Annotated in this window: 16 protein-coding genes; 12 read left to right on the top strand and 4 right to left on the bottom strand. The window is 40.8% G+C overall.

What is annotated here, in order from left to right:
- The first annotated feature begins 59 nt into the window (after nt 1-59).
- The 6 genes from HUN04_22330 (at nt 60) to HUN04_22305 (ending at nt 4581) form a co-directional block, all read left to right on the top strand.
- On the top strand, nt 60-404 hold the full coding sequence (locus tag HUN04_22330; protein WDP92310.1) for a hypothetical protein: 345 nt from the start codon (nt 60-62) through the stop codon (nt 402-404).
- 15 nt (nt 405-419) lie between these two features.
- Complete coding sequence (locus tag HUN04_22325; protein WDP92309.1) at nt 420-629, top strand: helix-turn-helix domain-containing protein; 210 nt, start codon at nt 420-422, stop codon at nt 627-629.
- Nucleotides 630-864: 235 nt separating this feature from the next.
- Nucleotides 865-1752 (top strand): hypothetical protein, encoded by an 888-nt coding sequence (locus tag HUN04_22320; protein ID WDP92308.1) that lies wholly within the window; start codon nt 865-867, stop codon nt 1750-1752.
- 830 nt (nt 1753-2582) lie between these two features.
- Complete coding sequence (locus HUN04_22315) at nt 2583-3158, top strand: hypothetical protein (GenBank protein ID WDP92307.1); 576 nt, start codon at nt 2583-2585, stop codon at nt 3156-3158.
- 94 nt (nt 3159-3252) lie between these two features.
- The gene (locus tag HUN04_22310) at nt 3253-3708 is read left to right on the top strand and encodes a hypothetical protein (protein ID WDP92306.1); all 456 of its coding nucleotides are present in this window, start codon (nt 3253-3255) and stop codon (nt 3706-3708) included.
- A gap of 327 nt (nt 3709-4035) precedes the next feature.
- The gene (locus tag HUN04_22305; protein ID WDP92305.1) at nt 4036-4581 is read left to right on the top strand and encodes a hypothetical protein; all 546 of its coding nucleotides are present in this window, start codon (nt 4036-4038) and stop codon (nt 4579-4581) included.
- 245 nt (nt 4582-4826) lie between these two features.
- Here the strand turns inward: HUN04_22305 and HUN04_22300 are convergent, their stop codons facing one another.
- The 3 genes from HUN04_22300 to HUN04_22290 form a co-directional block, all read right to left on the bottom strand.
- The gene (locus HUN04_22300) at nt 4827-5024 is read right to left on the bottom strand and encodes a hypothetical protein (GenBank protein WDP92304.1); all 198 of its coding nucleotides are present in this window, start codon (nt 5022-5024) and stop codon (nt 4827-4829) included.
- Between the two features lie 242 nt (nt 5025-5266).
- The gene (locus HUN04_22295) at nt 5267-5827 is read right to left on the bottom strand and encodes a hypothetical protein (protein WDP92303.1); all 561 of its coding nucleotides are present in this window, start codon (nt 5825-5827) and stop codon (nt 5267-5269) included.
- 20 nt (nt 5828-5847) lie between these two features.
- A complete protein-coding gene (locus tag HUN04_22290; GenBank protein ID WDP92302.1) occupies nt 5848-6384 on the bottom strand; it encodes a hypothetical protein in 537 nt (178 codons plus the stop codon).
- Nucleotides 6385-6829: 445 nt separating this feature from the next.
- On the opposite strand from HUN04_22290, the gene HUN04_22285 reads away from it, so the two are divergent.
- The 4 genes from HUN04_22285 (at nt 6830) to HUN04_22270 (ending at nt 11394) form a co-directional block, all read left to right on the top strand.
- Complete coding sequence (locus HUN04_22285; protein WDP92301.1) at nt 6830-7084, top strand: hypothetical protein; 255 nt, start codon at nt 6830-6832, stop codon at nt 7082-7084.
- 110 nt (nt 7085-7194) lie between these two features.
- Nucleotides 7195-7731, top strand: a complete 537-nt coding sequence (locus HUN04_22280; protein WDP92300.1) for a hypothetical protein — start codon at nt 7195-7197, stop codon at nt 7729-7731.
- 505 nt (nt 7732-8236) lie between these two features.
- Complete coding sequence (locus HUN04_22275; GenBank protein WDP92299.1) at nt 8237-9847, top strand: GMC family oxidoreductase; 1611 nt, start codon at nt 8237-8239, stop codon at nt 9845-9847.
- 326 nt (nt 9848-10173) lie between these two features.
- A complete protein-coding gene (locus HUN04_22270; GenBank protein ID WDP93371.1) occupies nt 10174-11394 on the top strand; it encodes a cation diffusion facilitator family transporter in 1221 nt (406 codons plus the stop codon).
- A gap of 138 nt (nt 11395-11532) precedes the next feature.
- On the opposite strand, the gene HUN04_22265 is transcribed toward HUN04_22270, so the two are convergent.
- Nucleotides 11533-12378, bottom strand: a complete 846-nt coding sequence (locus HUN04_22265) for a helix-turn-helix transcriptional regulator (GenBank protein ID WDP92298.1) — start codon at nt 12376-12378, stop codon at nt 11533-11535.
- A gap of 524 nt (nt 12379-12902) precedes the next feature.
- On the opposite strand from HUN04_22265, the gene HUN04_22260 reads away from it, so the two are divergent.
- Together HUN04_22260 and cysK are read left to right on the top strand one after the other, a co-directional pair.
- Nucleotides 12903-14132: a dicarboxylate/amino acid:cation symporter gene (locus HUN04_22260; GenBank protein ID WDP92297.1), complete on the top strand. Its 1230-nt coding sequence runs from the start codon at nt 12903-12905 to the stop codon at nt 14130-14132.
- Between the two features lie 56 nt (nt 14133-14188).
- The gene (gene cysK, locus HUN04_22255) at nt 14189-15106 is read left to right on the top strand and encodes a cysteine synthase A (protein WDP92296.1); all 918 of its coding nucleotides are present in this window, start codon (nt 14189-14191) and stop codon (nt 15104-15106) included.
- The last annotated feature ends 121 nt before the right edge of the window (nt 15107-15227 follow it).

Here is a 15227-nt window from a genome sequence, read left to right as displayed (position 1 = left end):
AGACGAACAAAAAGTTTTGTTGGTCATCGATACCTTAAATTTTTAATGGAGGATTCTCAATGGGAGCTTTTCAAGATCTTACAGGAAGGAGATTTGGTAAACTTAAAGTTATGAAAACGGTTGGGAAAAATGGAGGGTCGTACAAATGGCTTTGCAAGTGTGATTGTGGGAATGAAAAAGTCATATTTGGAAAAAGCCTGTCAAGTGGAAAAACAAGATCATGCGGGTGTCTACAAAAAGAGATGTATGGACTAATCCTTGAACAAAGAAAAGAAAAAGCAAAGAGAAATAATCAACAAGCCAGACTTGGTAACAAGTTCAATTTAAGCTGGGAAAAAAGCGCAGAATATGTTGCACCATTAACCCTGAAATCAATCTTAGAAAAATTTCATAATATCATTTGAATTGGGAGGTTTATTATGAAAAAAGTTAAAAAATCATTGTCTCCATTCGGGTTGAATACGAATGATGCTGCTAAATTTCTGGGATGCTCAGAGGCTCTTCTACGAAAAATGAGGGGACAGGGTACAGGTCCAGCCTATAGCAAGCTGGGGGGAAAGAAGATTTCATATCCGGTCCCTGAGCTAAAAAAATTCATGAAAGACAATCTTGTGAAAACCGCCGGATAGACGGGATTGATACACAGAAAACAGTTTTCTAATTATTCAGATGGATCAGATTGCTTTCTGTGTATCAAAAACTCAACGATATGTGCGTGGAAATCAAATTCCGCTGATGACAAGATACGATGATATGTCTTTTTGCATCATGCACGCAGAAACTATCTATATGATGACTTTTTTAGAATCAGCGAAATAGCAAAAAAACCCACTGCCATGACCACAACCACAGATGGAGTAGAAAGTGGAACGAATCAAAGGAAAAATCATAAAAAGTAAGCTGTACTATTTTGACGTAGTAACAGTTAATTTCAAGATTTCGGAGGAAGAATTAATTGAAATCCTGCCTTTGGATAAGTTGATGGAAAACGGTCAGCCTTCAAGATATGGAAAAATGATTCATCCGGCAAGCCACAAAGGAAGATTGGCCGGTTATAAATCCAAAATTGTTGCCACTGTCTGCAATGAAAAATTCATAAGGATTCTAAAGGAAACCCTTAAAGAAAATGGACTGGAAGGCTATCTCACAAAAATAGAAATCTCCTGTGAATATTTTCCAATCATACTATCATTACTATATGCCCGGGAACTACAAAGAAGATTTGACGGGAAAATATACAGGAAATGGAGCAGGGACAAAGGTTTTACATACAAAATAGAAATTTCTGATTCCCATACAACCTATCTGGCAAAGGAAAAAGGGAAGACATCCAATAATTTTAACAAATCCTATGTATCGGACAGCAAAATATTACAGCGAGATAAAATCTATAAACCCTGCTTCAGAGTAGAATTCACCATATCTGGTACAGCCAATGTTAAACGAGTCCTCAAAATTAACGATATCCACGATCTAAAATCAGCCAAAGAACATTATCGGATTCTGTTCAAAAGATATTTCAAGATTCCAGCAATAGACAGAAAAAAGGTTTTGAATATTGCTTCAGAATATTATTCAGGGGTCAAGAAACCCATAGCCATTGCCAATGAAATAAATTCTTACCCAAAATTGCAAAAATGGTTGAAGGAAATAAAAGAGGATATCAAAAGAAATAAACATGGAAGGCGATATCGACTCAAGGAAGTAGAAAAGAAAATTCTATTGTATAAAAATAACCATTATTTTCTGTAAAATTGTCTTAACTCAAAAGTGAAGTTTTTGAGATTATAGAAGAAAATGTATAAAATAAAAATTGTTTAACCGTTGTTACATCGCTGTTTTTTTATCCCAAAGAATTTTTCACGTTGCTATAAAATTAAGGTGAGCCGCTATCTGTTTTTTCCAATGACTCAACTGCCACCAGAAGATAGTTCAGACAATTGGGAGATTAAACTTGATTTTAAAACAAGTCTTGTAATGCAATAGAACATTAAAAAAGATGTTTTTAGGGTACTTCAAAAAAATTATGATCCTGGTTATGTCGACAGTAAACGGGCTTTGTCTGCGCCACCTTTCCAAAGGATTTGAAACAAGCCATTAAAGTAAAGAGCACGCTCAAGATCTTGAATTCAATGGCAATGAGAATCTCCACGAAATTATTGCTGATGTTGTTAACGGTAAAACTGATATTTCTATAGATGACATCAATGATCGCTGTATACAGATGATGGAAGAGCAATATACAAAAAGAAGTTCGTACAGGCATCCTCAAAAGGTTAAAGGTGATAGAACGGTTGAATAGTATGGGCCGGAGTGTGCCCGATTTAAGTCGCACAGAGAAATTAACGCCACAGAAAAATCATGATATCCAGGTAATGATGAAAGATTTTATAAGATCAACAGTATTGAGGCTGAATCATCTAGATCAAGATTAAACTGGTAGCAAATTGTGCGAATTCACAGTTTTTATGAATAGGAAACCATATTCAGGATTGACTTTTAAATTAAGCAGTTGATATAATTCATCATCTAATTGGATTAATTGTCGAATGCTGCTCATTTTCAAGTGGAAAGGTTCTGTTATGAAGTACGAATTCATTGCACCAAATCAATGGCTCACGAAAGCAGGGGCGTTCCTATCGAAAAGCGGAAAACCAATTTTGCCTATTAAAGCTATATTAATGCCCATGCACCAGGCAAGTGTAAGCATAGAAAGATATAAGCAGGACAAAGATAAACCACAAACGATGGATCTGATAGGAAAGAGGCAGTTAATACAAAACATAGGATTAAATGTAAGAAGTGCTGATAAGGCATATTTTAATACATGGTCAAAAAACATAATTGAAAGCAATATCGATAATAGATCCGCTGTTGAATTGTTCAACGGCTGCAAAAATTGTCTTCAATCTTCACTTTCCCCTAATTCATTGCGAGAATACATTTCACCAAAACTAAAAGAATTAAGCGACTTAAATAACAGTAAAATTATCCATTCCATGGACACTGGAGGAATGATTAAAGAAAAAAATTTTAATATCGTTTTCGATTATTATAATGAATTTATGAAAATCAATTTAATGCACTACCCTGAAATTAAATCCTTGCCTATAAAACGCTGTAAAGAGTGTTTAGAAGCAACAGGGAGAACAGACTGAGCATTAAAATGTTGTTAAGCAAACCGCCATATTCACAAAAACATAAAAAGATTAAGGCTAATATGTTTAACCTATTAAATTTAAAGGAAAAATCATGAACCCTAAAGTCACACTGATGCTCGCTTGTTTTTTTATAACTGGATGCGCAATGACATACGAAACCCCTAAAATCCAAAATCAAAATTTCACAGCTCCTCATAATTCAAGTAAAACATTGATTGTAGAAAAAGCTAAACGTGTTTTACTTCTTGAAGGTTTTCAAATTCAGTCTATTGATGATAATTCTGGATTTATATCAACTTCCTTAAAAAATTGGAGACTCACACCAAATCAAGCAAACTGCGGCACTACAATGGGTATCGATTATCTTAAAGATAAAAGGACAAAAACAGAGGTAGCTTTTAACGTGATAGTGGATGATAAAACGATCACAATTCTGTCAAACATTCAAGGTGAATACAAGCCTGGAGCTGTAGATCAAGACATTACGCTGAGTTGTAGATCAAAAGGAATAATTGAGGCTCAGATAGGAAATAAAATATTAAAATAAAGGTCATGAAATTAAATCCTCCTACAGAAAATGATATTATTTGGCTGTTTTGATTGCGTCTGGCAAAGAATGAACTATTTTGCGATGAATCGTGATATTTGCATCTCACTGTATTCTACAATATTAGAAATTTTTAGGAATTATCAAACTAATGGCGACACATTACTAAAAGCTTTAATTTCTATAAATGATGAATGTCAGTTTCAATTTAAACGACAATTACCACTTCCATACAAACTAACTTTAGGGATTATTTAGAATCGGGGAGACAGAGAATCCCCACTACGAAAATGAGAATCTCGTAATTAAGAATAAGGAAATAATCTAATGATGGAGAAGAACAAAATTTGGTTTAATGTTTTCATTTTTGCATTTATTTGTTGCATAAATATTATTATAGCGAGTGATAGTAGAGCAGAGGGGGGCTGGTATAAAGTTAAATGGGGCATGACCATTGATGAAGTCAGAGTTGCGTTAAAAGAAGATTTAAGCGAACCGACACAACTAAAGTTGGAAGAATATAAATTTTCCGGTTTTACAATAGAAAAATATTCTTTTGATGTTTATATGAATTTCGATTCTCAAAAAAGACTTTCCAAAGTTCTTTTACGATTAGACAAAACAGAGCCAGATCAATATAAATGTTTTCTCTTCCTTGAAAATGCTCTTAAAAAAAAATATGGTGCCCCATCTTTAAGCAAACATCGAGACACTTCGAAAAATTTAGATGATTTAAATGAAAAAAGGGAATGGGTGACTCAGGATACATTGATTGTATTAAACCGCCTTGATATGATTATATGTAGAAAGAAATTTTCTGGAGTAAATTTAACATATCAAGCCCGTAGCAATACTGGGGAGAGTAAATTATAAAAATTATTAGAAACAAACCAAGACAGTTGTATTATTGTGTCATTTCGAACTTTTCGGTGATAGAAAATATTTTGGAAAAGTAAAATTATTCTGACACTTTCTGTTAAATCCATCAAAGATTTTTACAGATCTTATATGCTTCAGATGCGAATGTTTTTTATTAAGCCGCACATTTATACTATTATTTTTCAAGGTAGGGAAAAGCTAATAACTCTGATATTATAGATCTAATTTAAGGCCAGTTTTCAATTCTCAGAAGCATTTTCCCATTCAAGTTCTGTCATTTTAGCAGGAACAAGTAGTATTCCTGTACTACAATTATCAGGGAAATCTACAGATCCATCTTTATTCGCAGAAACTACAGAAATTTTAGGATTTTTACATGGTAATTTTTTTTTTACCCGGCCAAGTGCTGATTGTAAGGCTCCAATCCCTGCGGTCATAATCGTACCTCCCTACTATAAAATTAACAAAATCAGTAAAGTACAGCGTTGAAAAAAACAGAATATCTATGTCTAAAATTGGCATATATAAACTACTTTTTTGAATTTAGTTGACGGCTTTAATATGTACATATCAATAACGTTGAAATTTCAAAAAACAATGTATAATCAGCATGACGATAGGACAAGCCCCCGTCACCTGAGGAAAAGGGGACTCAAAAAAGTAAATGGTGCTCTGCTGCTCACTCAATTATTTTTTCCTTTATCATTTTCAACTCTTGCTCTATTTCTGTTATCTGAAGAGAATGTAGTCTTTTGTCCAAAACACGGCTTAAGATTTCTCCCTCAAGTGGTGACACTCTCCCTGTGGCAATTGATTGCAAAATAAATTCTGCTGCCTTTCCTGCTGATTCAACTGAATCAATTTTTGGCATTCCATCAAGTTTAATTGCAGAACTTTTTTTGATGCTGACAGTTCTCTCCATGATAAGCTTAATCATCTGGGGATGGCCATTCAGGGCCATGTCTACAGCTTGACGGGCAATTGCTCCGCTTTCTTCTTCAAAAATATTTTCTGCTGCGATGGTACATTTATTTTTGCTTCCCTTTGGTCTTCCTTTGCCAAACTTATTTTTTTTATGAAATCTATGGGGTCTGTTTTTAGACTCAGATTTTTCATATGCAGTTTTTTTATTGTTATGTCCCAGGACAAAACGATTCCATTTGCCGGTGGCCTTAGATCGTTTCACATGTTGACCACACCCACATTTACACAGAGGGGCAGTATCATCTTTATTCTTCATTTTACTTTACTCCATTTCAATTAAAGGGCGGCCCATGCCTTTCTTGCTTTCAAATATCCATCATGATCCCCGCAACGACTGAAATATATCATTTCCTCAAATGCCATTTCTTTTTCCTGAGTGCGGTTTTCAACCCGTTGTTCTAGGGTCTGGACAGGTTTGGGTTTTGCTTTGTTGTGGCTGAAGCTATTCAGGAAATCAGAAATTGTCTTGTAAATAGATTTAGGGCGAATTTCCATTTTGCTATTGCAGAAAAAACGCTTCTTGGTTTCTTCAATGAGTTCAGTTGTGGCCTCAAGGTTAGCCCCTTCAATGGCACTGACTATTTGAGCGTGTAAAGCTGAAGCTTTATTGGCTTTGATTTTGGATTGTCTTTCCTGATTTTGTGCAATAGCGCCTTTGCTTTCTTTGACATTCATGCCGTCACTGACCTTTGAATCCTGTCTTTGCTTATCCAAGTTCTCCATAGCAATAGCTTTGGCGTTCTGAGTTTGGCCTTGTGCTTGAATGCTTTCCACGTTTACCGTTGTTTGTCCTCTGTCTACCGTTACAGTCATTTTTAAATTCTCCGCAATTTATATATTTTATAGAATTCATTACTTTAACATATTAAGCCTTTTTAGTAATGATACATACATTAGTAATAATTTTAAATCAAGAGAAAAAAATCTATTAATTTAAGATGTTAGATGGCAAATTGTCACAACCGCAATTAAACTGTTGCTCTGTGTGCTGTTTTAAAGGATAGTGAGGAATGAATTATTGCAATGCAACGATATTGGAGTTTTAATCAAGCGGAATAGATTCGCTAAATGATCAGAAACGCACTATGCGCTACAGTTGAAAAGCAGATGTATTTTTAGTGCTGACATAGTGCAGTTAAAGTGTTTTTGGCATTATAGCACAAAAATACCTATATAACTAATTGATTTCATTATTTATTGAAGCTTGACCCGAAACTTAATTACAATAATCTCCAATTAACTTGATTATAGGACTATTATGGATTCAATCATGTTCTTTATCATTTTATCTATATTGGGCGCATTGGGCCTGGCGATTGGTGTTTTTTTTATATATCTAATCGTATTCAGGAAAGCAGGAAATAGTATTATTAATGAGGGGAAATTAGGCTATCCCTTTAATCTTGGAAGCCATTTTCTAAATAGGTTAAATCTTGTCTGGATTGGACTTGTAATGGTTGTTTTCTTTGGTGGTTTGGTATTTGTTATGATTCAAGAATTATATCTCCAATAACGTTGACTTCAGATATTCTTCACACACTCCGTTTTATATTGATCTGTACAATCCCCTGTTAGCAAGTTCTAGTTTGTAAAACCTTTTTTGGCAATAGGGAGGATCAACCAATGAATGGTGCCATTAGCTATAAAAAAATGATTCCAATTTTTCTTGTCTCCATATTATTGTTTTTTACGACAGCTGGCTGCCTTAAAAACAGATATTTAACAGAATGGCCACCTTGGGAGTTATATCCCAAGCCATTAGAAAGTTCGCTGCATGCTAAATTACCGCAAGATATAAAAATCATAGCGCCATCTTCTACTACCCCTGAGAGAATTAAAATGTTTTCAGGTAGTTGGCATGGGAGCCTTGGGAGAAGGGGTGGCCTTGACATGAAATTAGCTGTTGAAGAAATCAAGAAAGATGGAGACATTTATGTTGCAAATGTGGTCTATGCTATAGCCTCTGAGAGAAAAAAAATAGAGCCCACTGTTTATAGATTAAAAGGAATATTCGTTGACAATGAACTGCAGATTGGCTTGCCGGGTGAAAAGGAAATGGTCTTTTATCGTAAGGGTAGTCGTAGCTGGCTTATTAATGCAAAGTTGGTTAAAATTCACGGGTCATGGTGGGCGATTGGTTCATTGAGAAAACAAGAGTAATAAGTAAACATACTCAGGCAAAAGTATACATTTTTTTTCCCTCCCGCAGATCCGAGAGAATCACCTCCCTCTTTCAGAAAAGGAAATTAAACAGGGCAGAATCTTAATTTTTGCCCACAAGTTCAAGATATGGCCGGATACCATATTGGGGTTGGGGATCACGGTAGAATGAGGCCGCTTATAAGTATAGGGGTTTGATTTAATTCATTTTGCTGAAATAATTGTTTTTTGTTGTCGATTTATGTAACGTGGATAAGATCCTCAGAAAAATGAGTTCCGATGTTATCTGGTGATGAGTCCTCGGTGAAAGGATCTGATTTCAATCAGATACCATCAGTATCGTTAAACTTTCAATGCCTATGAATAATGCAAAAAACCATGACTGTCAGGAGCCTCTAAAAGGACGACTGGAAGGCCAAGAAACGCATCTCGGAAGGTTGTGATCAATCATATAAAAAGTCTGGCATAAGCAAACCGAACTAACAACTCAAATTTGGAGGTTATAGTGGAGCCAAACCAAGCAGCCCAGGATAAGCTCAGTTCAGAGAGTTATGATTTTATCGTAATCGGTTCTGGTTTTGGTGGTAGTGTGTCCGCACTCCGCCTGGCGGAAAAAGGGTATAAAGTCGCTGTGTTGGAAAAAGGCAAACGCTGGAGAACCGAAGATTTCCCTAAAACCAACTGGAATATAAAGAAAAACCTATGGCTTCCGGCCATCGGTTGTTATGGGTATCAGATGGTCACCCAGTTAAAACACGCCTTGATATTCCATGGCGGTGGTGTCGGCGGCGGCAGCCTGGTTTATGCCAACCAACTACTGGTACCGCCGGATGAAGTCTTCGAAAGACCAGAGTGGGGACCGGGAGATTGGAAAGCCAAAATGATGCCGTTTTATGAGAAGGCCAAAAAAATGCTCGGCGCCAATGAAAGCCCGCAGGTCGGACAAGCTGATAAATGTTTACGTGAAGTTGGTATCGAATTAACAGACACGGACACGTTTCATAAAAATGATGTAGGCATCTTTTTCGGCACTCCGGACAAAACGGTTCCAGACCCCTATTTTGGCGGCAAAGGACCGGAACGGACCGGTTGCACGTTTTGCGGCTCTTGTATGGTCGGGTGCCCGGTAGGAGCCAAAAATACCTTGGATAAAAATTACCTTTATCTGGCCGAAGGCCTTGGGGTGAATATTATTCCCGAAACTCTGGTTACCGGTGTCCAGCCGAATGGAGACGGCTATGATGTTTTTGCTGAAAAATCAACTGGGATTCGACACCCCAAAAAAATGTTTCACACAAAAAGTGTCGTCTTTTCCGGCAGTGTACTCGGAACTGTTAAGCTTTTAAACCAATGCAAACAAAACGGGCAGCTTCCGAATATTTCCGACCAACTGGGCAATTTCGTCCGCACAAATTCAGAAACGCTTCTCGGTGTTAAATCAAAAGATAAGAATACGGACTGGAATGACCAGATTGCCATTACCTCCGGCATTTATCCGGATGCCACCACCCATATCGAAATGGTTCGGTATAACAAGGGGTCAGATGTTTTGTTAAATCTTTTTACGGTGCTAACCGGTGGGGGCGGAAAAATCCCTCGTGGAATACGGTATCTCGGAAATATCCTCCGTCATCCCATACAATTTTTAGCCCTCTTGCTGTGGCCTTTTGGTAAAGCAGTATCTACAACGGTCGTACTGGTAATGCAGACAGATGAAAACTACCTGGAACTGGATTACAAACGCAGATGGTGGCGTTTGGGGGCAAAAAGCCTGAATTCTCAAGTCCCTGAAGGTTTAAGAAGGGCTCCGGCCTATATTCCCATTGCCAATAAAGTCACAAGCATTCTTGCAGAAAAAATGGATGGGATTCCCTTAAGTTCTATACCGGAAGCCGCTTTTAATTCACTATCCACAGCTCATATTTTGGGCGGATGCTGCATGGGTGAGTCTCCGGAAAAAGGTGTGGTCAACTTTAAGGGGGAACTTTTCGGATACCCCAACCTTTATGTGGCGGATGGATCAGTGGTCCCAGCCAATCTTGGAGTGAATCCCAGTTTGACGATCACGGCTCTGTCGGAAAGCATCATGGACCAAATCCCTGAAAAAAATACATAAAGATTTTAAAAACGATTAGGACGTGTACAAAAAAAACCATCAACGAAAAAAGTTTCTTTTTTACACGATGCCTAGCTGCATTCCCGGTCAGGTCGACCGGGAATGCTAAAACGGAATCGCGCCCCCGCGCTGCGGCCGGGTTATGCCCGCGCATCAAGAAACAATAAAAAGCGGTTCAATCGGCATCTCCTTTTTCTATCCTGTCTCAATGGGTAAGCCCAGGGGGCGGCGATATGATTCTTACACAATCCGATTGATTTTTTAATTGAACAATGAAATGATTATTAAATTCAACCTGTTTGGAGAATGCAGCCATAGAACCTGCCATAAAAAAAACAGACGATACCCATCAGATATTCAGGATTGCAGGCCTGGCGTTTTTACTGAATTTAGTTCTGGCTGTCATAAAGGCCGCCCTGGCTATTTATACCGACAGCCTTGCGATCACCGCCAGTGCCATTGATTCGGGAACGGATGCAGTGGCATCCCTGGTTATTTACGGCGGTATCCGGCTTTCGGCGCGTAAAACCCGATCTTTTCCCCTCGGCCTTTACAAGCTTGAAAACCTGGCTTCGGTGACCATTTCCCTGTTTATTTTCATTGCAGGGTATGAAATCGTCAAACAGATTTTTTCTTCCAGCGACAGCCCGCCGCACATTACCCCTGTTTCAATTTTCCTTTTGATCGCCAGTACCCTTGCCATATTTCTGTTCGGCCAGTACGCCCTTCACGTCGGCAAAAGAACCCAGTCTCCGGCCCTGATTGCAGAAGGCCGGCACCGCCAGGTGGATGTCCTGTCATCCATCGTGGTTTTAGTATCCGTTCTGTTCAGCTATTTTGACCTGCAGATCGATGTCATGGGCATTTCCATCGACCGGCTCGGTGCCGCATTGATTATTATCTTCATTGCCAGGGCGGGCTGGGACCTGCTCTCTGACGGCATGAGGGTTTTGCTGGATGCATCCATCGATTTTTCCACCCTTGATAACATCAGCAGCCTGATCCGCCAGGAACCGGCCGTGGATGAAATCAAATCCCTTATCGGGCGCAATGCCGGACGGTATCGGTTTATCCAGGCAACCATCACCTTAAATATCGGAGAGCTTGAAGAGGCGCATCGGATCAGTGAAACAATCGAAAACCGGATCTCAAGCCAGATCCCCAATATTGAGAAAATCATTATCCATTATGAGCCAAAGGTCCGAACCCATGACATTGTGGCCCTGCCCTTGTCCGACCAGAGCGGTCATATCAGCCCCCACTTCGGGGAGGCCCCTTACTTTGCCCGGGTTCATATTAACAGGAACAATCAGACCACGGATTCAAAAACCGTCATCGAGAATCCCCATTGCAACGTCATGACCGCAAAAGGGCTCCGTGTGGCGGAATGGCTGGCCGCCCAAAAAGTCACCCATGTGGGGATCAAGGAAGATGTCTCTCACAAAGGGCCGGGATACGTGCTGTCCAGTGCCGGGATAAAAATCCGGCAGATTTCATCCCGGAACCTGGATGACGCGGTCCGGGAAATCCTGTATAAGGACGATTGATCCCCCCGGCAGGCGCCACATGGAATCATCCTCTTTCTGATAAACGTTGCGATATGGAAACATACCCTCTCAATGGTGGTGATCCCTTTCCCGGCAGGTCACCCGTATGACGCAAAAAGCGGGGGGATGGCATCCTGCCTATGGTCTATTCAATGTTTTTCTATAATTCAACGGTGTCATCTTGTAATGCATTTTAAACTGGCGCCCGAAGTATGTGTTTGAGTTAAAACCGGATAGCTTGGCAACCTGTGAAATGGACAGGTGCGCATCGTGTAGAAGCTCGCTTGCTTTCTCCAGCTTGATTTTCAGAAGATATTGGGTAAAGCTGAGGCCGGAAAACCGGCAGAATAACGCATTTAAATAATCCTGGTTTAAGCCGAGTTCCGCGGCAACAAGTTTTCGGGTTATTCCATGCTGAAAGTGTTTGTTAACATAGGATTTGGCTTTTGCGAATGTTATATGTGCGCCCTTTGACCGCCTTTGTTTGTTTATCATTTCATCGATATGGGCCCATATCAGCCTGGTATACTGTTCCAGGAGAAGATCGCTTTCTGAGAATTTGATGCATTGTTCAAAAAGCATATAAAGCTCTTTTCTTACATTTCGGATGGGCAGCAAAAATCGATGCCTGTGGCGGAATAAATGGTCGTTGGTGAAAAAATCAATGGACTGATTTCTCAAGAGCATGCCACATGTCTCATAGGGTTTCCGGTTGGTGCTTTTTATAAACGCCCCGGGTTTGATCACCATTGCAGCCCCTTTTTGCAGCGCAAGGTCAGCCTCCTGTTTATTCCTTATAATTTTAAATTCCGCACAACCGGATGTGCAGAATACCAATCGATAATAAGGGTAGCTGAAAATAATTTGATCTTCGCGGAGCGGAGATCGTTCTGACACCATTTCCACCTGTTTTGGATATTGCGCCGCTGATATTTTATGGGCAATATCAATTTCCAGATCCTCTCCGGCTGAATTTTGAACCATGATATGTATCAAATCCAATCTAAATTATAATAGAAAATTGACATGATCATTTAATATTTTCAGTATGAAATTTCATTTCCCCGCTGAATCTTTCATCCATAATAATCTGGAAATTCTCCTAAAGTCAATTAATTAATACAGCGGTAGATTCCTTTAATTATAAAAATTTATCGTACAACGCCATCCGGACTACTGCTTCGCCAAATGAACCGCCCTGCCCCCATGATCCATCCCATTATTTGTATCAAAAACCAATATAAGAAGGGAATAAATATCACCAAATTTTTAAACATGATTTGTATGAAAACCAATATTTTGAGTGAGGTTTCCACCCTTTTTTATGGTATCGTCCTATTACTTTGCGGAATCAGATGCAGACCACTTGGAAAAACGCATCATTTCTGACTCAGGGTCAACCATCCGGCCGTGCAGGTTCAGGATGGGCGCCGGGACAACGGGTTGGTTCCCGATTCGGCAAGGGAAGGTGTCTATCCAGTTAACAGCTAACGGAGGGTGTCATGGGTATGGGTAAAAAGAAAATCGGGCTTGCAAACAAAATCTTTATAGGCATGATCGTCGGGTTGATTATCGGGTTCAGTTTTCCGGAATTTGGGGTCTCTCTTCATCCCATTGGCATGTTATTCATGAAACTGCTTAAAATGTCCGTCGTTCCTCTGGTTTTTGCCAATGTGGTATACGGCATCGGACAGATGGATGATGCGCGTAATTTTGGCAAGGCAGGCGGTAAATTGATGATTTATTATATGTTGTCCACATTTGCCGCCGCCCTGATCGGGGCATCCATCGGGCTGTTGTTCAGCCCCGGGACCGGCATCACCCTTGAGTCCGGGGCCGCAGCAGCCAAAGTTCAAACCATGTCGGGCTTCTGGGATACGATGTCCTCCTTTGTTCCCGGAAATATTTTCAGTGCCATGGCCAGTGGATCGCTTCCCCAGGTGATCCTCTTCGCCATTTTTACCGGAATCGCAATTTTACTGATCGGCGGGGAGACCAAAACAAGGCTGACAACAGCCTTCCATGACCTTTCAACCCTGATGCTGAAAATTATCATGATGGTGATGGAACTGGCCCCCTATGGCATTGCCGCGCTCATGGCCTGGACCGCCGGAAAATTCGGTGCGGATATCTTCGGCCCCTTTGCCAGATTTTTCGGCAGCGTCTATATCGCTTTGTTCCTTCAAGTGCTCTGCGTATACGTCGGGGTGATCTTCTTTTTTGTCAGGCTCAACCCCTGGTCTTTTATCAAGAAGGTTAAACCGGTATGGCTCACCGCGTTTACCCTCTGCAGCAGTGCGGCCACCATACCGGTCTCCCTTAGGGTTACGGAAGAGGACCTTGGCCTTCCCGCTAAAATCACCAATTTTTCAATTCCCCTGGGCGCCACCATGAATATGGACGGAAATGCCATATGGTTCGGTATCATGGGGGTGTTCGCATCCCAGATTATGGGCCTGGATATTACATTCAGCACCATTTTGCAGTTTTCTTTTATGGGCCTGATTCTGACCCTCGGCAGTCCGGGGATTCCAGGGGGAATTTTCGTTTCCACTACAATATTCCTGTCCTCCTTCGGCCTTCCCATTGAAGCCGGTGCAATGATGATCGGCCTGTTCCGGATATTGGACATGGGGATTACCGCCACCAATATGGTCGGCGATATTGCCGGTGCCACGCTGGTATCAAAGCTGGAAAAACTATTTGACGGGAAAACCTCAAAATGCTGGCAGGAGTAAATTTTCGCCATCTTTTCAATCCAGACAAAATTTAATTAACACAAGGAAGAATGATAATGCACTATTCCAATTCAATGCTTGATCTGATCGGCAACACCCCTCTTGTGAAGTTGGGTAAATTATCAGATAACGCAACCCTGCTTGCCAAATGTGAATTTATGAATCCTTTCAGCGTAAAGGACCGCCCCATGTTCAACATCATCAATCAGGCAGAAAAGGCGGGAAAAATCAAACCCGGAGATACCCTGATTGAAATGACCAGCGGCAATACCGGGATGGCACTGGCCTATATCGCAGCACTCAAAGGGTATAAAATCATTCTCTGCATGTCGGCCATCCAGAGCATAGAACGGCGCAAAGTGATGAAAGCCCTTGGGGCGGAACTGGAGTTGACGGACCCCTCCCTTGGGACCAAAGGGGCGAAAGACAGGATGAATGAAATCAGAAAGGCCCATCCGGAGTATTTTTATGTGGGCCAGCACATCAATATGGATAACCCCGATGCCCATTATAAAACCACGGGCCCGGAACTGTGGAAAGATACCGAAGGGGAAATCGATGTCCTGGTGGCAGGCCTCGGCACCGGCGGTACGATCTGCGGGGCGGGTAAATACCTTAAGGAACAGAATCCGGATATCCGCCTTGTGGCCATTGAACCCGAAAGCGCACCCTTTATTTCAAAAGGTGTTTTCACCCCCCACCGCATGATGGGGACGGCTCCGGGATTTGTGCCAGAAACCCTGGACAGGGAGATCATTGACGAGATCGCACTGGTCAGGGAAGAAGAGGCATTTGCCATGTGCAGGCAGCTGGCTGCAGATAACGGCATTCTGGTTGGCATCACCTCAGGGGCGGTTGCCTGTGTCCTGAAAAAAATGGCTGACAAGCCTGAATACAAAGGGAAAACCCTTGTGGGGATATTTGCGGATTCAGGAGAGCGGTATCTGAGTGTTGAGGGGTTGTTCAATTCATAAAAATTGATTGTTCGTTTCGTTTGCCCGGGGTCTATGGATGCCCCGGGCAAACGCATCTTTTCTGCTTTGCCAGGTTCGTTTTGACGCTGAAACGGCCTATCTTTTCATGCGTTTACTGCCC

Origin of the sequence: Desulfobacter sp. (assembly GCA_028768525.1) — a bacterium.
In the GTDB taxonomy this organism is placed as follows: Bacteria; Desulfobacterota; Desulfobacteria; order Desulfobacterales; family Desulfobacteraceae; genus Desulfobacter.
This window is presented reverse-complemented; position numbering and strand designations above follow the sequence as displayed.